At 68.2% G+C, this 20448-nt stretch carries 24 protein-coding genes; 8 read left to right on the plus strand and 16 right to left on the minus strand.

Annotation, left to right across the window (positions count from 1 at the left end):
• Positions 1 to 14: 14 nt before the first annotated feature.
• From DMH03_RS07885 to DMH03_RS07895, 3 genes are all read right to left on the minus strand, one after another.
• Positions 15 to 1061, minus strand: coding sequence for a hypothetical protein (locus DMH03_RS07885; RefSeq protein ID WP_199748706.1), 1047 nt, complete (start codon positions 1059 to 1061; stop codon positions 15 to 17).
• A 149-nt stretch (positions 1062 to 1210) separates the two neighbouring features.
• Complete coding sequence (locus tag DMH03_RS07890; protein WP_125791250.1) at positions 1211 to 1816, minus strand: transglutaminase family protein; 606 nt, start codon at positions 1814 to 1816, stop codon at positions 1211 to 1213.
• Positions 1813 to 2373, minus strand: coding sequence for a TetR/AcrR family transcriptional regulator (locus DMH03_RS07895; protein WP_125791251.1), 561 nt, complete (start codon positions 2371 to 2373; stop codon positions 1813 to 1815). Before DMH03_RS07895 ends, DMH03_RS07890 begins: the two co-directional genes overlap by 4 nt.
• Before the next feature lie 87 nt (positions 2374 to 2460).
• Between DMH03_RS07895 and DMH03_RS07900 the strand changes: the two genes are divergently transcribed.
• Together DMH03_RS07900 and DMH03_RS07905 are read left to right on the plus strand one after the other, a co-directional pair.
• Complete coding sequence (locus DMH03_RS07900; protein WP_125791252.1) at positions 2461 to 3159, plus strand: alpha/beta fold hydrolase; 699 nt, start codon at positions 2461 to 2463, stop codon at positions 3157 to 3159.
• A 166-nt stretch (positions 3160 to 3325) separates the two neighbouring features.
• Entirely contained in the window at positions 3326 to 4189 is an 864-nt protein-coding gene (locus DMH03_RS07905) for an alpha/beta hydrolase (protein WP_125791253.1), read from the plus strand.
• A 38-nt stretch (positions 4190 to 4227) separates the two neighbouring features.
• Here DMH03_RS07905 and DMH03_RS42285 read toward each other — a convergent pair whose 3' ends face one another.
• From DMH03_RS42285 to DMH03_RS07960, 11 genes are all read right to left on the minus strand, one after another.
• On the minus strand, positions 4228 to 4488 hold the full coding sequence (locus tag DMH03_RS42285; protein ID WP_199748708.1) for a hypothetical protein: 261 nt from the start codon (positions 4486 to 4488) through the stop codon (positions 4228 to 4230).
• A 217-nt stretch (positions 4489 to 4705) separates the two neighbouring features.
• Positions 4706 to 5056, minus strand: a complete 351-nt coding sequence (locus tag DMH03_RS07915) for a hypothetical protein (protein ID WP_125791254.1) — start codon at positions 5054 to 5056, stop codon at positions 4706 to 4708.
• 13 nt (positions 5057 to 5069) lie between these two features.
• Positions 5070 to 6503 carry an MBOAT family protein gene (locus DMH03_RS07920; RefSeq protein WP_125791255.1) on the minus strand — a complete coding sequence of 478 codons (1434 nt, stop codon included), beginning with the start codon at positions 6501 to 6503 and terminating at the stop codon, positions 5070 to 5072.
• 85 nt (positions 6504 to 6588) lie between these two features.
• Positions 6589 to 7545: a 23S rRNA (guanosine(2251)-2'-O)-methyltransferase RlmB gene (gene rlmB / locus DMH03_RS07925; protein ID WP_125791256.1), complete on the minus strand. Its 957-nt coding sequence runs from the start codon at positions 7543 to 7545 to the stop codon at positions 6589 to 6591.
• A 35-nt stretch (positions 7546 to 7580) separates the two neighbouring features.
• Positions 7581 to 8972 carry a cysteine--tRNA ligase gene (gene cysS, locus DMH03_RS07930; RefSeq protein WP_125791257.1) on the minus strand — a complete coding sequence of 464 codons (1392 nt, stop codon included), beginning with the start codon at positions 8970 to 8972 and terminating at the stop codon, positions 7581 to 7583.
• Between the two features lie 46 nt (positions 8973 to 9018).
• Positions 9019 to 9705, minus strand: coding sequence for an HAD family hydrolase (locus DMH03_RS07935; RefSeq protein WP_125791258.1), 687 nt, complete (start codon positions 9703 to 9705; stop codon positions 9019 to 9021).
• A 107-nt stretch (positions 9706 to 9812) separates the two neighbouring features.
• Positions 9813 to 10208 (minus strand): PPOX class F420-dependent oxidoreductase, encoded by a 396-nt coding sequence (locus tag DMH03_RS07940; RefSeq protein ID WP_125791259.1) that lies wholly within the window; start codon positions 10206 to 10208, stop codon positions 9813 to 9815.
• Between the two features lie 10 nt (positions 10209 to 10218).
• A complete protein-coding gene (locus tag DMH03_RS07945) occupies positions 10219 to 10614 on the minus strand; it encodes a PPOX class F420-dependent oxidoreductase (protein WP_125791260.1) in 396 nt (131 codons plus the stop codon).
• A 28-nt stretch (positions 10615 to 10642) separates the two neighbouring features.
• Complete coding sequence (gene ispF, locus DMH03_RS07950; protein ID WP_125791261.1) at positions 10643 to 11113, minus strand: 2-C-methyl-D-erythritol 2,4-cyclodiphosphate synthase; 471 nt, start codon at positions 11111 to 11113, stop codon at positions 10643 to 10645.
• Between the two features lie 169 nt (positions 11114 to 11282).
• Positions 11283 to 11915 (minus strand): 2-C-methyl-D-erythritol 4-phosphate cytidylyltransferase, encoded by a 633-nt coding sequence (locus DMH03_RS07955; protein WP_125791262.1) that lies wholly within the window; start codon positions 11913 to 11915, stop codon positions 11283 to 11285.
• A 74-nt stretch (positions 11916 to 11989) separates the two neighbouring features.
• On the minus strand, positions 11990 to 12481 hold the full coding sequence (locus tag DMH03_RS07960) for a CarD family transcriptional regulator (RefSeq protein WP_005165253.1): 492 nt from the start codon (positions 12479 to 12481) through the stop codon (positions 11990 to 11992).
• 297 nt (positions 12482 to 12778) lie between these two features.
• On the opposite strand from DMH03_RS07960, the gene DMH03_RS07965 reads away from it, so the two are divergent.
• Both DMH03_RS07965 and radA read left to right on the plus strand, forming a co-directional pair.
• Positions 12779 to 13483, plus strand: coding sequence for a hypothetical protein (locus tag DMH03_RS07965; protein ID WP_125791263.1), 705 nt, complete (start codon positions 12779 to 12781; stop codon positions 13481 to 13483).
• Positions 13484 to 13620: 137 nt separating this feature from the next.
• Positions 13621 to 14979, plus strand: a complete 1359-nt coding sequence (gene radA / locus DMH03_RS07970) for a DNA repair protein RadA (RefSeq protein ID WP_125791264.1) — start codon at positions 13621 to 13623, stop codon at positions 14977 to 14979.
• A gap of 159 nt (positions 14980 to 15138) precedes the next feature.
• On the opposite strand, the gene DMH03_RS07975 is transcribed toward radA, so the two are convergent.
• Complete coding sequence (locus tag DMH03_RS07975) at positions 15139 to 16296, minus strand: CU044_5270 family protein (RefSeq protein ID WP_125791265.1); 1158 nt, start codon at positions 16294 to 16296, stop codon at positions 15139 to 15141.
• Positions 16283 to 16912 carry an RNA polymerase sigma factor gene (locus tag DMH03_RS07980; protein WP_199748710.1) on the minus strand — a complete coding sequence of 210 codons (630 nt, stop codon included), beginning with the start codon at positions 16910 to 16912 and terminating at the stop codon, positions 16283 to 16285. The genes DMH03_RS07975 and DMH03_RS07980 overlap by 14 nt, the downstream gene beginning before the upstream one ends.
• A 158-nt stretch (positions 16913 to 17070) precedes the next feature.
• On the opposite strand from DMH03_RS07980, the gene DMH03_RS07985 reads away from it, so the two are divergent.
• The 4 genes from DMH03_RS07985 to DMH03_RS08000 all read left to right on the plus strand — a co-directional run bounded on the left by DMH03_RS07985 (position 17071) and on the right by DMH03_RS08000 (position 20344).
• The gene (locus tag DMH03_RS07985) at positions 17071 to 17736 is read left to right on the plus strand and encodes a C39 family peptidase (protein ID WP_125791267.1); all 666 of its coding nucleotides are present in this window, start codon (positions 17071 to 17073) and stop codon (positions 17734 to 17736) included.
• 104 nt (positions 17737 to 17840) lie between these two features.
• Positions 17841 to 18797, plus strand: coding sequence for a glycoside hydrolase family 6 protein (locus tag DMH03_RS07990; RefSeq protein ID WP_125791268.1), 957 nt, complete (start codon positions 17841 to 17843; stop codon positions 18795 to 18797).
• 218 nt (positions 18798 to 19015) lie between these two features.
• Complete coding sequence (locus DMH03_RS07995; protein WP_233611317.1) at positions 19016 to 20071, plus strand: sialidase family protein; 1056 nt, start codon at positions 19016 to 19018, stop codon at positions 20069 to 20071.
• Positions 20072 to 20344, plus strand: a complete 273-nt coding sequence (locus DMH03_RS08000; protein ID WP_125791269.1) for a MoaD/ThiS family protein — start codon at positions 20072 to 20074, stop codon at positions 20342 to 20344.
• Positions 20345 to 20448 lie beyond the last annotated feature (104 nt).

A 20448-nucleotide genomic window follows, 5' to 3' on the forward strand; every position in this document is an offset into this window, starting at 1 on the left:
GCGACGCCGAGCGGTCAGGGGTTCAACTCGGCGAGTGTGGTGAACTCCTTCCGGAAGGAGTGGAATTTTCCTTCCAGTTCGAGGAAGTTCTCTTCGGACAGGGGAGAGCCGGTGATCTTTTCGTACAGGGCGAGGAAATCCGCCCTCGTCGTCGTGGTGGAGATGCGGAAGTGCCGCCCGGACCGGGATTGGGACACACGCAGGAATTCGGAGCGTTCCTTGTTGTACAGAAAGGAACCCTCGCTGAACCGCAGTGTCCGCGGATAAAGCGTGGTCGCGCCGCGGATGTCGCTGTACAAGGTCACCCAAACGCTCTCGTCGAAGACTTCGAGCCGGTCCAGCGGCGGGTCGGCGACGACGGTGATGTCCACCAGCGAGCATCGGCTACGGGCCAGGAACAGCCCGACCAGGCCGATGCTGATCTCGTCGTCGAGCCTCTTTTGGATCGTCTCGTAGTCCATGGCCGCTTCTTCGCTGCGCAGGAGATAGCGTGCCCTGCCACTGATCGCTCCCTCGTCGCGCGGGTCGGCGATGACCACGCGCAGCTCCCTTTCGGTGCGGGACAACAGCAATCGGGCCGCAGCGTGCCTGCCGGAGAAGCCGCGGAAGAAGTAGTGCCTGGTCACGTCGAGGTCTTCGGTCATGATCCGGTTGAACAACGGATCCGGATCGGTGGTCGCCTCGAAGACGTGGGTGGGGAAGAATTCCTTGTTGAGCGAACGGTATTCGGCGCTGAGCGCTTCCAGCGCGCGGCGGCTCTCCTCGATCACCGGGGTCACCATCGCGCGCTGTGACGCGGTGGCGGTGATCAGGGTCTGGCCGAAGCCGACCACCGCGGAGATCAGGGTGCCGGTGCCCAGTGAAGTGAGCAGCGTTTTACCGGCGCCGGGATCCATCATGCTGGAGATCCACAGGCTGAGGCCCGCGATGACGACCAGTACGGTGAGCAGCAGACTTGTCCTGGTCCAGAAGATCTCTTGCAACGTGGTACGGCGGAGCCGGTCGGCTTCCGCGGGCACGGGGGTCACCTCCTTGATCAGCACTCGAACGGACGAACGCATTGCGTATCTGTTCGAGTGCGGGGAGTTACTCTACGCGCCTCGTGACAATGTCGAAATAAGAAATTCGGGGGAAAGGCACCAACAACGAATGTGACGCACGGCGATACCGGTTTCGCATCGGAGGTTTCGCCGGATCACGGAAAAACCACTCACGGAGCGTGCGGAAGGATTCCTTCGTACCACGCGGGTCCGGGCTTCGCCGACGACAAGGTTTCGACGACGGCCGAAGACGGTGTGGTGTAGACCGTGGGGAAGTCGATCTCGCCTCTGCCGGGGTCCAGTGTCCACGCGAGCCGCTCATCTTCCAGCAGACCCGCTTGTATTAAAGGAAAATGCGCGTCCGCACCATTTTTGTTGCCTCTGGGGTCGAGCCGGATCCACCGGTCCAGGCCGGCGAGATACACGCCGTTGAGCCCGTGCAGGACGCCGATCCGCTGATAGCAGAACCCGGCCGGGATGCCTTGGCTGCGAAGCAAAGCGGCCAGCAGGTGGGCCTTCGCGTAGCAGAGCCCGACCCGCTCGCGCAGAACCTCGGAGGCCATAAGGGTGATCCGGGAATCGGCCGCGTCCACCGTATGGGCGATCTCGTCGCGCACGAAGTGAAACATCGAACGAATCACGTCGACTTCGGTGCCGCCGGTCGGTGACAGCCGGTCAGCCGTTTCGCGGATCAGTGGATGATCGTGGTCGACGACCGCGTCGGCGACGAGATAATCTTCGAGCCGCTCGGATTCGATCTTCAGTGCGATTTTCACGCGGCACCGCCCAGTACTGTGTCGACAGCCTCTTCGAGAAATTTCGGGCCGGCTTCGCCGCCGCGCAGCAGTAGCCGGAACCAGATCGCCCCCGCGAGCAGATCCATCACCAGGACCGGATCGATGCCGTCGCGCAGTTCGCCTCTCGTGGCGGCGCGTTCGAAGATCGGCTCTTCGCGCGCCATGCGGTCGGCGAAGAAACTCCGTGACACGTCACCGAGTTCCGGACGTCGAGGGCCTGCCGTCAACGCCGCCGTGACGACCGGCGCGGTGCGCTCCGAAGTCAGCAGCCGGTGGATTTGTGTCGCCACGGCAAGGAGATCGCCGCGCAGGCTGCCGGTGTCGGGGACGTCGACGGCGAACAGTCCCGAATCGCGCAGCGCGGCGGCCAGCAGCGCGTCCTTCGATGGCCACCATCGATACAGCGTCGTCTTGTTGACGCCGGACCGCGCGGCGACGGCCTCGATGGCGAGCTTGTCGTAACCGTGCTCGGCCAGCAGTTCGAGGGTGGCGGCGAAGATCGCCTCGGCCTTGCGGGGGCCGTTCCGGGTGGTCACCGGAGAACAATACAACGCACCGTTGCGTTCCGGTGCGATCGCGGGTACTTTGCAACGCAACGGTGCGTTGCATTCAGGAGGTAATCCATGGTCCCCCTCGTCTTCGTCCACGGCATCCGGCTCAGCGGTGCCGCCTGGTCCGAGCAGCTGGAGCGCTCCGCGTGGCCGGCGAGAGCGGTCGACCTGCCGGGACACGGCACCCGCCGGGGCGAGCGGTTCACCCTGGCCGCGGCAGCGGACGCGGTCGTCGAAGGCATCGACGAGCCCGCGCTGGTCGTCGGGCATTCCCTCGGTGGTTTCGTCGCGATCGCCGCGGCGGCACGGCATCCGGAGCGTGTCGCCGGTCTGCTCGTCGCGGACTCGACCTACCTGCCCGGCAGGACGCTGGAGGCACCGTTCCGCGTGGCGCACCGCTTGCTCATGCGGCTGCCGGACCACGGCGAAGGGCTGAGCCGACGGCAGTTCCGGAGCGTCCTGCCGCCGAAACTCGCCGAGGCCGTGATCGACGGCGGCATCGCGACCGAGGTGATCCCGGACGTCGCCGAGGCTTTCGCCGACTTCGACGTGCTCGGGGAACTCAGGACATACCCGGGTCCGACCTGGCTCATCAACGGCTCACGCGACCACTTCCGCCGCCACGAACGCCGCTTTCTCGACGCCTGCGCCGACGGCAGGCTGGTCAACGTCCCGAAGGCCGGGCACTACCTGCCGATGGTGCGCGGCGAGGAGTTCGCTCAGCTGGTGCTCGACGCGGCTCGCAGCCTGTCGATCTCGGGCACCCGATAAATCGGAGGTGTCCGGCGGAGCTTCCGGCTAAGGTGATCCGCATGTGTTCCGTCATCCACACTTGGCAGGCCATTCGCATCCGGCCGGCGCGCTGACCTGATGCCGCCCGTCGTCGGCGTCGAGGTCCACGTCCACTGTTCGCCAAAGGATGACAAGGATCTTGATCATGAGCGCACCTTCGCGCCCCTTTTTCGTTTTCGTTCACGGAGGCTCCAGTAACGCACGGGCCTGGGGTCCGCTGCAGAACGAACTGGCTCTGCTCGGATACCGTTCGCACGCCGTCGACCTGCCCGGCCACGGCGACCTCGCGGACAGCCCCGCCGCCTACTACCGGCAACCGCAGGACCTCGCGGCACTGGCGGCCGCTCCCTCCCCGCTGCGCGGAGTCACGTTGCAGGACAACGTGCGGCAGGTGGTGGACACCCTCCGGCGGCTCGACGGCCAAGGACCGCTCGTCCTGGTCGGCAACAGCCTCGGCGGGCTGACGATCAGCGCGGTCGCCAACGCCGCGCCGGAACTGCTCGATCGCGTCGTCTATCTCTCCGCCCTCTGTCTCAGCGACCCGGCCATGCTCACCGAACCGTGGGATGTGGTCGACGAGAACCTGCTGGACGCGCTGTCGGCGCGGATCGCCGTGCCGGAGGTGAACGAACCCGGGGTGGCCCGGTTGAACTGGCGCAGTGCCCACGGCGACCCGGCCTTGTTCGCCGAATTGAAGGCCGCCATCATGGCCGACTCCACCGACCACCAGTTCCGGTTGTTGCTCGACTCCCTGGATCCGGACGAGAGCTACGCGGTTCTCGAGCCGGGCGCGCTGGTTCAGGCGGACGGGTGGGGGCGTGTCCCGCACACCTACGTCCGGCTCGCCGAGGACCTCAGCATCACTCCGGCGGTGCAGGATTACATGATCCGCAAGGCCGACGAGCTGACTCCGCACAACCCCTTCGAGGTGCACACCCTGGCCTCGTCGCACGTCGGCTACTTCAGCCGGCCGGAGATCTTCGCCGAACTGCTGGTCGATCTGGTCTGAGAAAGCGCCCTCGCCGCCGGCGTCGGCGGCGGGGGCGCTCAGGCTCGCAGCCTGTCGATCTCCGCGGTCAGCTCGGAACGGAGCGAGCCGTGCTGAGGTCCCAGCGAAGAGGCCCAGTTGTCCACCGGATACAGCCAGACCGGCCGTCCGACCTTGTCGGCCGGTTCCCAGTCGTAACGCGGCCAGACGTGTGCGTGCAGGAACGGATCCGTGTTGCCGAGGATCTCCAGGTTCACCCTTCGGAAGCCGGAATCCCTTCGCGCGCAGACATTTTCGACGGCTTCGCCGAGCAACTCCATGTCCGCCAGGAACTCCAGCCTTCGTGGCCGCGGAAGATCGGTCAGCCTGCCGACAGCGGGGGAATCGGTCAGGAGGACGCAGTAACCGGGAGGAACTGCGTATCGCCGATCACCGCGAAGCCCGCGTTCAGCCGTCGCAGCACCGTCGGGTTCTCCCCGCGCAGCGCCGAACCGATCCGATCCGATCCCGCTTCCAGTCGCCGGTCATGCGGCCAAGCTAACCGACCGGCAGCAGCGAACCCTCCCCGTTGGACGGGAACTGAGCGGCCAGCCGGACCGGCGCCGCGTGGGGCGCGAGGACGATCGACGCGAACTGGGTCGACGTGTCTCCCGCGCGGCCCGTGTAGTTGGTATGCAGGTGCACGCTGACGTGCACATTCCGGTCGGCGGGGATTTCGAACATGACGGCGCCCCATGAGACCACGTACTGCCTGCCGTCGATGCTCGCGAGAGGCGCGAAGATCTGGGCATGGCGGACGAGCGGAATGTCGATGGTGAGCAGCCGCCGCGGGCCGTCGTGGTTGTCGACGTAGGCGATCACGCCGGGCTGTGCGGCCAGGTCGGTCATGCTCGGGGCTCCCTCAGAACTGGTAGTAGAGGAACGGGCTGAACGTGCCGGTCGCGATCAGGATGGCCGCGTACACCAGTCCCACGGTCATCACCCCGATCCGCAGCGCGGTGGCCGGACGGCTTCGCGACGACTCCAGCAGCGGCCCGGTCACCGGATGCGCCGGCAGGAACACGATCGCCAGCGCGCACAGCAGGATCAGCAGCCGCTGGTTGGTCACCGCGCTCTCGACGACGTCGGTGAGGCCCGTGAAGTCCGGCAGCACCATGTGCCCGATCATGCCGAGCGCGTGCGGCAGGTCCTTGGCGCGGAAGAACACCCAGCCGAAGACCACGAGCACGAGCGTCAGCGCGCGGCGGCCGATGCGGGCGGCCTGGGTCTTCGGGGTGACGTCGTAGCCGAAAGCGCGTTCCACGATCAGCAGCGCGCCGTGGTAGATGCCCCAGATCAGGAACGTCCACTGCGCGCCGTGCCAGAAGCCGGTCAGCACGAAGACGATGCACAGGTTCCGGTACGTATGCCCGGCGCCGGTGCGGTTGCCGCCCAGCGGGATGTAGACGTAGTCGCGGAACCAGCGCGACAGCGACATGTGCCAGCGCCGCCAGAACTCCGTGATGGTCACCGACGAATACGGTCTCGCGAAGTTCTCCGGGAGCCGGAAGCCGAGCATGCGGCCGAGCCCGATCGCCATGTCGGAGTACCCGGAGAAGTCGAAGAACAGCTGAAGCGTGTAGCCGATCGCGCCGAGCCAGGCGATCGCGAAGGTCATCTGATCCGGTGGCGTGTTGAAACAGGCGTCGACCATCGGGCTGAGCGAGTCCGCGATGATCGTCTTCTTGCACAGCCCGAGCGCGAAACGCGGGAAGCCGGCGGCGATGTCGTCGAGGCGGTGCGACCGCTGTTGCGGCAGCTGGTCGGCGATCTCGCGGTACCGCACGATCGGCCCGGCCACCAGCTGCGGGAACATCGCGATGTACGCGGCGAACGACACCGGGTTGCGCAGCGCGCGGCGTTCACCGCGGTAGATGTCCACCACATAGGAGATGTGGTGGAACGTGTAGAACGAGATGCCGATCGGGATCACGAGGTCGGCCACCGGGAAACCGCCGCCGAACCAGTGCGTCACGGCCGCGATCTGCTGCGTCGCGAAACCCGCGTACTTCCAGATCAGCAGCATGCCGACGTTGAGGCCGATGACCCCGAGCAGCAGCCGCTTACGCCGTTTGTTCTGCAGATCCCACGCGTTCGGCTCCAGCGCGGGCCCGGCCAGGAAGTTGACCACCATGCAGCCGATCAGCACCAGCGTGTACGGCCCGGCGCCGGTGGCGTAGAAGATCAGGCTGCCGACCGCGACGATGCCGTTCCGCCAGCTGCGCGGGCACAGCAGCACGGCGAGCAGGACCGCCGGCATGAAGTACCACAGGAACAGCGGTGAAATGAACGACATCGGTGCGGGGTCCCCCAGGGCGGTTACGCGTTATCCGCTGGTGACCTTAGCCTGAGCACCCCGCACCGTGTGACGAAGTGCGGGGTCAGACACGTCCCACGATACGACGGCGGCGCGCCACCTCGGCCAGCAGCACGCCGGCCGCGACCGACGCGTTGAGCGACTCGACACCGGCGGCCATCGGGATCGACACGGTCGCGTCACAGGTCTCGCGCACCAGCCGGGAAAGGCCGCGGCCTTCCGAACCGAGCACGATGACCAGCGGGTCCGAGGCGACGTCCAGCTCGTCGATGTCGACCGAGCCGTCCGCGTCGAGGCCGACGACCATCAGGCCGTCGTCCTTCCACGCCTTCAGCTGACGGGTCAGGTTGGTCGCGACGGCGATCGGCAGCTTGGCGGCGGTGCCGGCGGAGGTCCGCCACGCGACCGCGGTCATCCCCGCGCTGCGCCGCTCCGGCAGGAGGACGCCCTGCGCGCCGAACGCGGCGGCCGAGCGGATCACCGCGCCGAGGTTGCGCGGGTCGGTGACGCCGTCGAGCGCGACGAACAGCGGGGTCTGACCCGAGTCCTTCGCCACCGCCATCAGGTCACGCGGGTCGGCGTACACGAACGGCGGGACCTGCAGGCCGAGGCCCTGGTGCATGGCCCGGTTCGTCTTGCGGTCGAGTTCCTCGCGCGGGATCTCCAGGATCGAGATGCCCTTGTCGCCGGCGAGCCGGACGGCCTCGTTGACGCGGTCGTCGATCTCGATGTTGATCGCGACGTACAGCGCGGTGGCGGGCACGTCGGCGCGCAACGCCTCGACGACCGGGTTGCGGCCGGCGATCAGTTCCGGCTTGTCGGCCTTCTTCTGCCGGGCCTGCTCCTTGCGGTCACGCGCGTTCGACATGCGATACGCCTTGTGCCCCGGACGGTCCTCGGCCTTGGGCGTCGGGCCCTTGCCTTCGAGGCCCTTCCGGCGCTGGCCGCCGGAGCCGACGACCTGACCCTTCTTCGTGCCGGGCTTGCGAATAGCGCCCTGGCGCCGGGAGTTGCCTGCCATCAGTGAGAATCCTTGAGCTAGAGACCGAGTAAGTGTCAGACGTCCTTGACGGTCCACTGTGGACCGTTCGGGGTGTCTTCCACCACGATGCCCGCCTGCTGGAGGCGGTCACGCGCGGCGTCCGCACGGGCGAAGTCCTTCTCGGCGCGGGCCTGCTGCCGTTCGGCGAGCAACCCTTCCACGAGTTCGGACAGCGCCTGCCGGGTGGGCGTTTCGTTGCCGCCCGCCTCGGACCAGCGCGCGGAGAGCGGGTCGAGGCCGAGCACGTCGGTCATCGCGGGCACGGCGGCGGCGATTTCGAGTGCCTTGGAATTGTCGGCCGCGTCGAGTGCTGCGTTACCGTCGCGGACCGTGTTGTGCAGCACTGCGAAGGCCTGCGGAGTGGCCAGGTCGTCGTCGAGCGCGGCGGCGAAGTCCTTCGGGACCTCGCCGAGGTGGACCGCGCCGACGATGCCCGCGGTACGCCGGAGGAACTGCTCGATCCTCCGGTAGCCCTGAGCGGCTTCGGCGACGGCTCCGTCGGAGTACTCGACTGTCGACCGGTAGTGCGGCTGGACCAGGTAATACCGCAGTTCGGGCGCCCGGTAGTTCTCGAGCATCGCCGGGATCGAGACCGTGTTGCCCAGCGATTTGGCCATCTTCTCGCCGGACATGGTCACCCAGGCGTTGTGCAGCCAGAACCGCGCGAACGGGTCGCCTGCCGCGTTGGACTGGGCGCGTTCGTTCTCGTGGTGGGGGAAGACCAGGTCGATACCGCCGCCGTGGATGTCGAACTCGGGACCGAGGTAGGTCGTCGCCATCGCCGAGCACTCGAGGTGCCAGCCGGGGCGGCCTTCACCCCACGGCGTCGGCCACGACGGCTCACCCGGCTTCGCGCTCTTCCACAGCGTGAAGTCGCGCGGGTCGCGTTTGCCCTCGCCGAGGGTCTCGCCCTGCTGGACCTCGTCGAGCTTCTGGCCGGACAGGTCGCCGTAGCCGTCGAACGCCTTGACCGAGAAGTACACGTCGCCGCCCGAGGCGTAGGCGTGCCCGCCGTCGATCAGCCGCTGCATCAACTCGACCATCTGCGTGACGTGCCCGGTCGCCCGCGGTGAGATCGAAGCGGGCAGGCAGCCCAGCGACTCGTACGCCGATTCGAAGGCGCGCTCGTGCGTGGCCGCCCACTCCCACCAGGGACGATCCGCGTCCGCGGCCTTGGTGAGGATCTTGTCGTCGATGTCGGTGACGTTGCGGACCATCAGCACATCGAGTCCACTGTGGACGAGCCAGCGGCGCAGGACGTCGTAGTTCAGCGCGCCACGGATGTGGCCGATGTGGGGGATGCCCTGCACGGTGGCACCACACACGTACATGGACGCCGTTCCGCTACGGGCGGGGTGGAATTCCCGCACGCTCCGGGTCGCGGTGTCATAGAGGTGTAGTGCCACCCTAAAAGGGTACGGGGTCGGCGTGAGCGGTGTCGCAGTGACCGTATTACAGCAGGTTATGGGTGCGCATGACGCTGAGCAGGGCGTCCGGCCGCTCGGTCGTCGGCAGGGGCTCCACCAGCGCGAACGCGCAGCCGATCTCACGCGCGGCGCCGTCCGCCTCCTCGCTGTCGCCGACCATGAGCGTTTCCGCCGGGTCGACGCCGAGCCGCTCGACGGCCGTGCGGAAGATCTCCGGCTCCGGCTTCACCGCTCCGACCTCGAACGACAGGATGAACTCGTCGACGAACGAGTCCCAGCCGCGGCGGCTGAACGCCGGCCGGATGTCGAAGGCGATGTTGCTCAGCACCCCGAGCTTCACGCCCTTGCCGGAGACACCCTTGAGAACGGCTTCGGTGTCCGGGTACGGCGTCCACTGGCTGGGATCGATCAGCCGGGTGTAGAGCGCGACGGCCTGGTCGGCGTGCGGCACCCCGGACTGCTTGAGGACCTCGAGGTACACCTTCCGGTGCAGCACCGGGTCGCGGTCGCGGTGGTTCCAGGCGTGCAGATGCTCCTCGTCGAGATCGACGACCTGGCCGACCGGCGCGGTCATCCGGCGCATCAGCTCGGTCTGGGCCTCGATGTCGAGGTTTTCCCCCTCGTGATCGGTGAGGTCGGCGAGCCAGGTCTCGTCCTGTTCGAGGCGGAAGACCGTGCCGGAGAAGTCGAACAACACAGCGCGAAAGGTCACGAGCCCCACATTAGCCACGATCGTGGGGTGTTCGCCGCTCCCCGCGCGTGAGAGGAACGGTCCGTTCCTTGCAAATTTTGCAAGGAACGGACCGTTCATGGCGCGCTTCAGGCGGCGTTGCCGGTGATCCGGGTCGGCGTGATCCGGACCAGCACGCGGACGACGTCCGCCGGCTCCTCCGGGTAGTCCTTGCCGAGGTACTTGTGCGAGAGCTCGTTGATCAGCTCGCGCCCGCCTTCGTCGGTCATCTCCACGGTCCCGCGGATCTCGACGTAGTCGTACGGGTTCTCCTGGTCGAAGACCGAGACGGACACCCGCGGGTCCCTGGCCATGTTCCGCTCCTTGAGACGGCCGCGGACGGTCGCGAAGAGCACCGTGTCGCCGTCCCGCTTCGCCCACAGCACGGACGTCTGCGCGGAGCCGTCGGCGTTGATGGTCGCCAGCACCGGGAAGTTGTTGCCGTCGAGGAGTTTCTTGGTCGCGTCGTTGAAGGTCACACCCATGATCGCGAGCCTAAGCCACGTTCCCGGCGACCCTGTCCACCCGCAGGCGGACGATCACCCGCTCGACCTCCGGGCCCTCCGGCGGCGGGTCCTGGCCGAGGTACTTGTGGCTGAGCGCCTTCGGGAGCACCTTTTCGGGGTCCGGGGTGATCGTGACCGTGCCGCGCAGTTGCGTGTGCCGGTACGGGTTCTCGGCGTCGGTGATCGACACGCTCGCGCGAGGGTCGCGACGGAGGTTTCGCACCTTCAGCCTGTCTTCGGTGGCGCTGAAGACCAGATCGCCGTCGTCGAGGCCCACCCAGATGACCGAGGTCTGCGGGCCGCCGTCGGCGTCCAGCGTGGCCACGGTCGCGAAGTTCTTGCCGTCCACCAGTTCGCGGACCGGTTCGGGAAGTGTGACTGCCATGACAGCCCGAACCGGCTTCCGGCGGCGGCTATTCCTGCGAGGGCAGGAGCAGTGCCGTCGCGAACGCCGCGATGCCCTCGCCGCGTCCGGTCAGGCCGAGCCCGTCGGTCGTCGTCGCGGAGACGCTCACCGGCCCGCCGACGGCCTCGCTCAACACCTTCTGGGCCTCTTCGCGGCGCTTCCCGACGCGCGGCGCGTTGCCCACGATCTGGACGGTCGCGTTCCCGACGGTCCAGCCGCCCGCCTCGACCAGCCGCCGCGCCTCCGTGAGGAACTCGACACCGTGCTTGCCCGCCCACCGCGGATCGCCGGTGCCGAACACCGCGCCGAGATCACCGAGCCCGGCCGCGGACAGCAGCGCGTCGCACAACGCGTGCGCCGCGACGTCGCCGTCGGAATGTCCCGCGCAGCCGTCGACGCCGGGCCAGAGGAGCCCGGCGATCCAGCATTCACGGCCCGCCTCGACGGGGTGGACGTCGACGCCGTTCCCGATCCTCACAGGGTTTCCTTTTCTTCGCTGTTTGCGCGCGACCGCGATCGCGTCGCCAGGCCGCACGTTAGCGACTTACCTCGGGGAATGGGGGAAGGCGCCCCGCCGCCGCGATAGCGGGGCCTCGCGGCCGCCCGCGCGCTCTTCGGGCCGCTTCGGGTGCCGCGGCGCGAGCTCCTCACAGCACTTCCTCTTTCCCGGCCACCGCGATCGCTTCGGCCAGTTGCAGTTCGAACGCGTTGGTGACGCGCATCGCATCGGGATGCCCGGCGATGGTGTGCGCGCCGTCGAGAGACGGCTTGTCGACATAAGAGAGAAAAGTCTCACGGGTGAAGCCGAGCGGGGTTTGGGCCGTGCGCAGATATGCGCGGTCCTCGGTACCGGTGATCACCTTTGCCGCGTCGGTCACCTTCACGGTGTCCGCCATCGGAAGTACGGGAACCACGAAAGGCGAGCCCGCACGGACCGCGTCCGCGACGGCACGGACCGTGTCCGCGGGAGTGAACGCACGCAAAGCGTCGTGCACGAGAAAGACGGGGTTTCCGGCGATTTCGTTTTCGACGGTGTCGAAAACGTGCTTGAGCGACGAGCCGGGTACTATCCGGCAACGGTTCCCGAAGCCACTCAAAGCGGCCGAAAACAAATCAGCACACCGCTCGGGGGCCGCTACGACCACCAGATCGAGATCCGGCAGCGCGAGCAGCCCCCGCACAGTGTGCGTGAGTAACGCTTCACCATTGACCGGCGCGAGAGCGAGCTCCGCGTCGGAGGCATGGTGTCTGACGACAGTGACGAACACGATCGTGCTCATATGGACGATGCTCATATGTGCACGATCGTAGAGGTATCCCCCGCAGCCTCACCTGGCGTGGGACACCCGCCGGTTCAGACTGCCGCGGTTTCCAGAACTTCGTCGAGGAGGACTTCAGCCTTGTCCTCGTCGGTGCCCTCCGCGAGCGCCAGCTCGCTGACCAGAATTTGCCGCGCCTTCGCCAGCATGCGCTTCTCACCGGCTGAAAGTCCGCGGTCCTTCTCTCGCCGCCAGAGGTCGCGCACCACTTCGGCCACCTTGTTCACATCGCCGGAGGCGAGCTTCTCGAGGTTGGCCTTGTACCGACGAGACCAGTTCGTGGGCTCTTCGGTGTGCGGAGCACGCAGAACGTCGAAAACCTTGTCCAGTCCTTCTTGCCCGACGACATCACGAACACCGACGATCTCGGCGTTGTCAGCGGGCACGCGAACCGTAAGATCCCCTTGCGCGACTTTGAGGACGAGGTACTTCTTCTCCTCGCCCTTGATCACGCGGGTCTCGATGGCTTCGATGAGTGCGGCACCGTGGTGCGGGTAGACGACGGTCTCTCCGACCTTGAAAACCATGTGTCCTCTGCCCCTTTCGCTGAATTCATCTTAGCACGTGCCGACGAGGCCCACCTAGCGGCCCGCGATCGTCGTCGCAGGTCAGCGGCCTGATGGTGGTCCGCCCGGGGGTTGACAAACCCAATTCGCCCATGCTCACGCTGGTGAGAAGCGAACGATTTCCAAATCCTTTGTGGACGGTTGATCTTGGGCACGTCACCGCATTGGTGGCGTGTCAACACGCACCGGGTTCTCCGGTCGCGAAGGCGCCCGGCTAGTCTTCGCGGTGAAGAGGCCGTGAGATGGAAGGACTCCGACGTGAGGCTGCAGAATCGTCGCGTGTTCGGCGCAGGTGTGCTGGCGCTCGGCGCCGCGCTCGTGCTCGCCGGCTGCGGTGCTGGTCAGATCACCCAGACCGACTCGCAGCAGCCCGCGGTCAACGGGACGTACGCGCAGGCGAAGGACCTGGTGCTGCGGAACGCCGCGCTCCAGTTCCCCACCGAGGGGCAGGCGTACCCGGCCGGTGCCGCCGTGCCGCTGACGCTGACCATCGTGAACCAGGGCAAGCAGGACGACGAGCTCGTCTCGGTGTCCTCCGAGGCCGCCACGGGCGACGCCAAGATCAGCGGGGCCAAGGTCATCGTCTCGAGCCACGCGCTCGTGATCGGCCCGTCCGACGCGGTCGAGTCGACCAAGGAGGTCGCTCCGACGAGTGCCCCGTCCTCCGCGCCGGCTTCGTCCTCGGGCGCGCCGTCGTCTTCGGGCGCCCCGTCGTCGAGTGTCGCCGGGACGGTCACGCCGTCCGCGGGCCCGGAGGCGTCCAACGCGCCGGATCAGGTGGGCAAGGCCACGGTCGTGCTGCAGGGGCTGAAGCAGCCGGTGTGGGCGGGCCAGACGATCAAGGTCACCTTCGTCTTCAAGAACTCCGGCTCGATTACGCTTGACCTGCCGGTCGCGGCGCCGTCGCACCCGGGCAGCCGGGCGCCCGCGCCCGAGAAGGAAGCCAAGGGCGGCGGACACTAAGTCTCCGTAGCCAGCCGAAGGGGCCCTTCACCGCATCTCATGCGGTGAAGGGCCCCTTCGCTGCGTCACATGCGGTGAAAGTCCCCTTCAGCCCGTCGTTGCCCGGGTTTGTCGGTGGTGGCCGCTAGCCTCGCGGAGTGGTCAAGAAAGGCAGTACCTACCGCTGCGGCGAATGCGGGTACGAGGCGCCGAAGTGGGTCGGGCGCTGCCCGGAATGTCAGGCGTGGGGAACGCTCGAGGAGCGCGGCGACGCCCGTCCCGCGATAGCCAGGGTCGCGGCGGGCGCGCCCAGTGCCCCGGCGCGCCCGATCGGCGAGGTCGACGTCGAGACGGCGCGGGCCAAGCCCACCGGCGTCTCCGAACTGGACCGGGTGCTCGGCGGCGGATTCGTGCCGGGCGCGGTGATCCTGCTCGCCGGTGAGCCCGGGGTCGGCAAGTCGACCCTCCTGCTGGAGGTCGCCTATCAATGGGCGTCCACGGCGGGCCGCGCGCTGTACGTCACCGGTGAGGAGTCGGCGGGGCAGGTGCGCCTGCGCGCCGAGCGCACCGGCAACGTCCACGACGAGATGTTCCTCGCGGCCGAGAGTGATCTCTCCGCGATCCTCGGCCACGTCGACGCGGTCAAGCCGGGAGTGCTGATCGTCGACTCGGTCCAGACCATGGCCTCGCCGCAGGTGGAGGGCGCGCCGGGCGGGGTCACGCAGGTCCGCGCGGTCACCGCCGGGCTGGTCGCGCTCGCCAAGGAGCGCGGCCTGCCGATCGTGCTGGTCGGTCACGTCACGAAGGACGGTTCGGTCGCCGGGCCGCGCGTGCTGGAGCACCTGGTCGACGTCGTCCTGCAGTTCGAGGGCGACAAGCATTCGACGCTGCGGATGCTGCGCGGGATCAAGAACCGGTTCGGCGCCGCCGACGAGATCGGCTGCTTCGAACTGGTCGAAGAGGGCATCGTCGGCGTGCCCGACCCGTCGGGGTTGTTCCTCAGCCACACGGCGGAGCCGGTCGCGGGCACCGCGGTCACGGTGACCATGGAGGGCAAGCGGCCACTGCTCGGCGAGGTTCAGGCGCTGGTGTCGGCGACCCAGTCGCCGCAGCCGCGGCGCGCGGTGAGCGGTCTCGATTCGGCGCGTGTCGCGATGGTGCTGGCCGTGGTCGAGAAGCGGGCGAACATCAAGGTCGGCGACAAGGACGTCTACGTGGCGACGGTCGGCGGCATGAAGATCACCGAACCCGGCATCGACCTCGCGGTGGTGCTCGCCCTGATCTCCTCGGCGAGGGACACGCCGCTCTCGCCCAAACTCGTCGCGATGGGCGAGGTCGGGCTGTCGGGCGAGGTCCGGCGGGTGCCGAGCGTCGGGCGGCGGCTCGCGGAGGCCGCCCGGCTCGGCTTCACCTACGCGCTGGTGCCGCCGGATTCCGGCAAGATCCCGCCGGGGATCCGGGTGCTGGAGGTGCCGGACGTCGGAAGCGCGCTCAACGCCGCCAAACACGCGCGCTAGTGTCCTGCGCCGGAAATCCGTGCGCCTTATCGGCGGGTCCAGGTTTCTGCTGGGCGTGTGGCCGGAAGCGGCTTGTACTTGGTTGTACCTGCGCTTTCGGCCGCGCGTCCAGCGGGAAGCTGGGCCGTCGAAAAGGCCACGGCTTTCCGGCGCAGGACACTAGCCAGGCGCGGGGCCGCCGTCGTCGGTGATCACCACCGAGATCGTCGTGTCGAACAAGGTCAGCCCCGGCCAGCCCTCGTCCTGGCCGTTGGACCGGACGGCGCGGTTCCCGGTGACGGCCGCCGTGGCCCGGTCGACGACGAACGTGCGCGTCTGGTCCGGCAACGCGACCGTGAAGGACACCGCGGGCCGTCCGCCGGGACCGGCCACGCTTTCCACGGCGATGCCGGGCATCCTCGCGAGCGCTTTGCACAGTGCCACCCGCAGCGCGCCGAAGCCCTGGGAAGACCGGAGGACGTTGAAGGCCATCTCGAACATCTCGGGCGCCGAGTTCGGTTGCTCCGGTGAGCGGCCGTCCGGCCAGAGGCCGTCGCGACGGAGCCGCTCGGACAGCTTCGCCGGATCGGCGGGCAGTTCGGCTAGAAACTCCGGGGTGGGGTCGGTCCACCCGCTTTTCGACGGCAGCCGATCCCGGGGCGGGACGGGCGGCCGTGCCTCGGAGGTCTTCAACGGCGGAGGCACCGGTGACGTGGTGGTGGTCCGCGGCGGCTTCGCCTCGTCCACGGTGACGTGGGACGACGGGCCCGGAAGCGCTTCGCCGTAGGACATGGCCGTCTGGTAGTCACCCTTGACCCACCGGATCTCGCCGGTTCCGGTGAAGCGCGTCTTGCTCGGCTTCCGGCTGTGCGGCGGCAGCCATCGTTCGAGGATCTCGTGGGTTTGGTAGACGAGCCCGGTCTTGGTGACGTGCGTGGTCCAAGTGGATTCGGTGACGAGCCGGTACTGGTCGTCCCGGATCGGGAAGTCGTCGCCGTGGAGGGCTTCGAGCGCGTCTTCGCCCCGGGTGAGGGCGGAGTGGGCCGCGGGGTCCGGGCCGTCGTCGGCGGTGAGGACGTTCGTCGCCACGATCCCGCCGCCGGACACCAGCGCCGCGGCGGCCGCTGCCGCGATCCACCGCCACGAGCCCGGCCGCTTCTTCACCGGGGGCACGGTCACGGGGAGGAGTTCGTCCTCGACATCGCCGGCGGCCCGCAGGAGCGACGCCCTGGCGCGGGACAGTTCGTCCTGCCGGGTTTCCGGTTCCGCGTGGAGGCCGGCCAGCGCCTCGTCGAGTTCGGCCTCGGACCACACCTTCCTGATGCTACCGCCGTGCACTTTCGCCCTCCTCCTCGTGACTCGAGTTGTCCTTTGTGGACTCCGGTGCGTTGGCGCGCAGCCATCTCCGGATCCGGTGCAGCCGCGATCTCACCGTCCCGGCGGGAATCCCCAGCGCCTCGGCGACCTCGCCGGGTTCCAGCCCCGCCCAGGAGACCAGCAGCAGGGTGTCCCGGTCCGCGACGCTCAATTCGGCCAGCGCGCCCGCCAGCTGGGCCGCGCGGGACTGCGCGGCGACCCGCTCGGCGACCCGGCCGTCGTGCCCGGCCGAGACCGTCTGGCCGGCGGCCGCGAGCCGGGCCGTCGCGGTGAGCGCCCGGGTCTCCGTGCGGACGTGGTGCCGCAGCAGATTCGTCGCGATGCCGTACAGCCACGCCCGCGCCGTCCCGGCCTCCGGGCGGTACGTCTCCCGCCTCCGAAGCGCCACGAGGAACGTCTCGGCGACGAGGTCGTGCGCGGTCTCGGTGCCGACGCGGCGCGCGAGGTAGCGCTGCAGCGGGGCCGCGTGGGCGTCGAAGAGCATGCCGAAGACGGGCGCGGGGTCGGGACCACCGAGATCCGGCCTGTCCAGTCCACGCGTGCCGGCCTGCTCGTGATCGTCTTTCATCACCTGCACGATCGCTATTGCCCGATGGGCCCATGAGCGTTCATTCGTTCCTACTTTCGTCGTGGGCCGATCGGGGGCGGCGCAGGTGAGGCGGCAGACAAAAGCCTCGGCACGGGCGATCCTGTTCACTATTCACCGATCCGAAGTGAAACTGGGGAAGGATTACCATGCGCCGACTCAGGACCGCGGTCGTCGCCGCGCTCGCGGTGTCCGCACTGATCACCGCCCCGGCGGTGGCCGTCGCTCAAGGTGAGAACGTCGTAGCCGCGCCCGGCTTCGTGAATTCGATGGCGCCGCCCGCCAAGGTCGAAGGGGTCAGGGCGGCCGCGGAGCTCAACATCCAGTACCAGATCCAGGAGACCGGGTACTGGTGCGGCCCGGCCGCCACCCGCATCGCCATCTCGGCGAAGAACGGCAACCCGCCGAGCCAGCAGCAGCTCGCGAACGAGCTCCCGACCAGCACGAACGGCACCGACTGGATCGGGCAGGTCACCCGCGTCCTCAACAACCACGTCGCCGGTGGCTGGTACGAGACCAAGGAGATGCCGAACGACCCGCCGACCCAGGCGCAGCGCGACCTCCTGTGGCGCGACATCGTGCTGGACGTCGACAAGGGCTACGCGATCGTCGCGAACATCGTCGCCCCGGCGAACAACCACCCGCCGGGCTATCCGAACTACACGATCTACCACTACTTCACGATCATCGGCTACAACAGCGACAACATGACGGTGAAGATCGCCGACCCGGCCAACTTCGGCGGCAACCAGATCTACTGGCTCACCTTCAACCAGCTCGCCACCCTGATCCCGCCGAAGGGCTACTCGGCCTGACCCCTTCGCCATTCGGCATCTGCTCGCGGCATTTCGCGCCGCAAGCGGGTGCCGAATGGCCGGGTTGTACGAATCTTGTACGGGCGGGCTCGAAGCTGGTGATCATGCGCATCAAGACGCTCGGTCTGGTGGCCGCCTCGTTGCTGGCCCTCATCGCCGCACCGGCCCACGCCGCCGACGGCAACCCCCTTGAGAAGACCAACGGCTTCTACGTCGACCCGAACTCCAACCCCGCGGCCTGGGTGAAGAACAACCCGGGCAGCACCGCCGACAAGATCAAGGCCGCCATCTCCACGAAGGCGGGCGCGCGCTGGTTCGGCAACTGGAGCGGGAACATCAAGACGGCCGTCGACGGCTACACCTACGCCGCCGACGTCGCGGACAAGCTGCCGATCCTGGTCGCCTACAACATCCCCGGCCGCGACTGCGGCGGTCACTCCGGTGGCGGCGCGGGCAGCCCGGAGGCGTACCGCACCTGGATCTCGAACTTCGCCGACGGCATCGGCGGCAAGCCCGCGGTCGTCGTCATCGAGCCGGACGCGCTCGCGCAGGTCGACTGCCTGCCTGCCGGTGAGCGCCAGACCCGCCTCGACCTGCTCAAGTACGCCGCGGAGCAGTTCGCCGCGAAGGCCCCGAACACCTGGGCGTACATGGACGGCGGCAACTCGACCTGGATCCCGGCCGCGACCATGGCCGACCGGCTCAACGCCGTCGGCGTGAAGTCGATCCGCGGCCTCGCGATCAACGTGTCGAACTACAAGACCACCACCGACTCGGCGAACTACGGCAAGGCCGTCAGCGCGGCGCTGTCGAGCAAGTACGGCTACACCAAGCCGTTCGTGATCGACACGAGCCGCAACGGCAACGGCCCGCTGGGCTCCGAGTGGTGCAACCCGGCCGGGCGCAAGCTCGGGGCGACCTCGCAGACCGGCGGCGGCGCCGAGATGCTGCTGTGGGTCAAGGTGCCGGGTGACTCCGACGGCAAATGCGGCATCGCGCCGAACGTCGAAGCCGGTCAGTTCAGCCCCGATCTGGCCCTGCGCCTGATCAGCGGGACCTGACCGCTTCCTCAAGACCCGTCGCGCCGGCTGTTCGTCTGTGACTTTCGTTCTCCCGAGAAGGCGAAGGCCACGACCCCTTGGACAGCAGCCGGCGCGACGCCTCCAACTTCCCGTGAAGGCCCCCTTCCCTCGGCTCAGCCGAGGGAAGGGGGCCTTCACGCGCTCCCGGTAGTACGGTGCGAGGTGACCTGAGTCACAGTACCGACCGAGGAGGCGGCGTGGTGGAGTTCCAGCTGGGGATCGGCACCAGGAAGGGTCTTTTCCTCGCCCGCAGTGAGGACGGGGAGAGCTGGGAACTGTCCACACCGAAGTTCCCGATGGAGGCCGTGCGGGCCCTGGCGCTGACGCCGTCCAAGGTCTACGCCGCCGCGGTCAACGAACACTTCGGTCCCACGATCGCGACGTCCGGCGACTTCGGCGAGACCTGGTCCGAACCCGATCACGCCCCGGTGGCCTTCCCCGAGGACACGGAGACGGCGCTCGAAGGCATCTGGCAGATCGTCATCGCCGGTGACGTCGTCTACGCGGGTGTCGAACCGTCGGCGCTGTTCCGGTCCGAAGACGGCGGCGGGACCTTCGGGCTCGTCCGCGGCCTGTGGGACCACGAACACCGTCCACATTGGACTCCCGGCGGAGGCGGGCAGATGATCCACACGATCCTGCCGCATCCCGCGGATCCCGGCCGGATCACCGTCGCCATGTCGACGGGCGGGGTCTACCGCACCGAGGACGGCGGCAAGAGCTGGACGGCGGCCAACCGCGGGATCAGCGCGGGTTTCCTGCCCGGCGAAGAGCCCGAATTCGGGCAGTGCGTGCACAAGGTCGCGATGCATCCGTCGCGTCCCGAGCGGTTCTTCCTGCAGAACCACGGCGGTGTCTACCGCAGCGACGACGACGCGAAGACGTGGAAGTCCATCGCCGACGGGCTGCCGAACGACTTCGGGTTCGCGATGGTCGTCCATCCGTCCGAACCGGACACCGTCTACAACTTCCCTTTGGTGGCCGACGCACTCCGCTTCCCGCCGGAGGGACGCTGCCGCGTCTACCGCAGCGAGGACGCGGGCGAGACCTGGACAGGGCTCGGGAACGGCTTGCCGGACAAGGGTTTCTACGCGGGCGTCCTGCGGGACGGGATGTGCGTCGACGCGCGGGGCGGCGTCTACTTCGGCACCCGGTCCGGTGAAGTGTGGGCCAGCCCCGACGAAGGCGACACCTGGCATCAGGTGGCCGCGCATCTGCCGGACGTGCTGTGCGTGCGGGCTCAGGTGGTCTAGGTGGTCCGGGTCCTGCTGCCCGCGATGCTGCGGCCGCTCGCGGGCGACGAGGGTGCGCTGGAGGTCGTCGCCCCGACGCTCGACGCGGTCCTGGACTCGCTCGGCGTCGAGTATCCGGCGCTGGAACGCCGTCTGCGCGACGAAACCGGCGTGCTGCGGCGCTACGTGAACTTTTATGTGGACGGTGAGGAATGCCGCCGTCTCGACGGCGCCAAGACCTCCCTCGCCGACGCGAAGGAGGTCCAGATCATCCCGTCCGTCGCCGGGGGCTGAAGGGGACTTGCGCGCGGTGCCTGAGTTCCGGAGGCGACGCGTGCTTCGGTCCAGACCACGTCACCGAACGTCAGGAAAGGGTCGTTCAGGACGAAAAGTGTCCT

This window comes from Amycolatopsis sp. WAC 01376, assembly GCF_003947415.1.
Taxonomy (GTDB): domain Bacteria; phylum Actinomycetota; class Actinomycetes; order Mycobacteriales; family Pseudonocardiaceae; genus Amycolatopsis.

Excerpts from the sequence above, each read along its gene's own strand:
- DMH03_RS07990 (WP_125791268.1), top strand. The coding sequence starts at position 17,841 with ATGCGCATCAAGACGCTCGGTCTGGTGGCCGCCTCGTTGCTGGCCCTC.
- DMH03_RS07960 (WP_005165253.1), bottom strand. The coding sequence starts at position 12,481 with ATGGTTTTCAAGGTCGGAGAGACCGTCGTCTACCCGCACCACGGTGCC.
- DMH03_RS07985 (WP_125791267.1), top strand. The coding sequence starts at position 17,071 with ATGCGCCGACTCAGGACCGCGGTCGTCGCCGCGCTCGCGGTGTCCGCA.
- DMH03_RS07920 (WP_125791255.1), bottom strand. The coding sequence starts at position 6,503 with ATGTCGTTCATTTCACCGCTGTTCCTGTGGTACTTCATGCCGGCGGTC.
- DMH03_RS07945 (WP_125791260.1), bottom strand. The coding sequence starts at position 10,614 with ATGGCAGTCACACTTCCCGAACCGGTCCGCGAACTGGTGGACGGCAAG.
- DMH03_RS07900 (WP_125791252.1), top strand. The coding sequence starts at position 2,461 with ATGGTCCCCCTCGTCTTCGTCCACGGCATCCGGCTCAGCGGTGCCGCC.
- DMH03_RS07905 (WP_125791253.1), top strand. The coding sequence starts at position 3,326 with ATGAGCGCACCTTCGCGCCCCTTTTTCGTTTTCGTTCACGGAGGCTCC.
- DMH03_RS07885 (WP_199748706.1), bottom strand. The coding sequence starts at position 1,061 with ATGCGTTCGTCCGTTCGAGTGCTGATCAAGGAGGTGACCCCCGTGCCC.
- DMH03_RS42285 (WP_199748708.1), bottom strand. The coding sequence starts at position 4,488 with ATGGAGTTGCTCGGCGAAGCCGTCGAAAATGTCTGCGCGCGAAGGGAT.
- DMH03_RS07940 (WP_125791259.1), bottom strand. The coding sequence starts at position 10,208 with ATGGGTGTGACCTTCAACGACGCGACCAAGAAACTCCTCGACGGCAAC.
- rlmB (WP_125791256.1), bottom strand. The coding sequence starts at position 7,545 with ATGGCAGGCAACTCCCGGCGCCAGGGCGCTATTCGCAAGCCCGGCACG.
- DMH03_RS07955 (WP_125791262.1), bottom strand. The coding sequence starts at position 11,915 with ATGAGCACGATCGTGTTCGTCACTGTCGTCAGACACCATGCCTCCGAC.
- DMH03_RS07915 (WP_125791254.1), bottom strand. The coding sequence starts at position 5,056 with ATGACCGACCTGGCCGCACAGCCCGGCGTGATCGCCTACGTCGACAAC.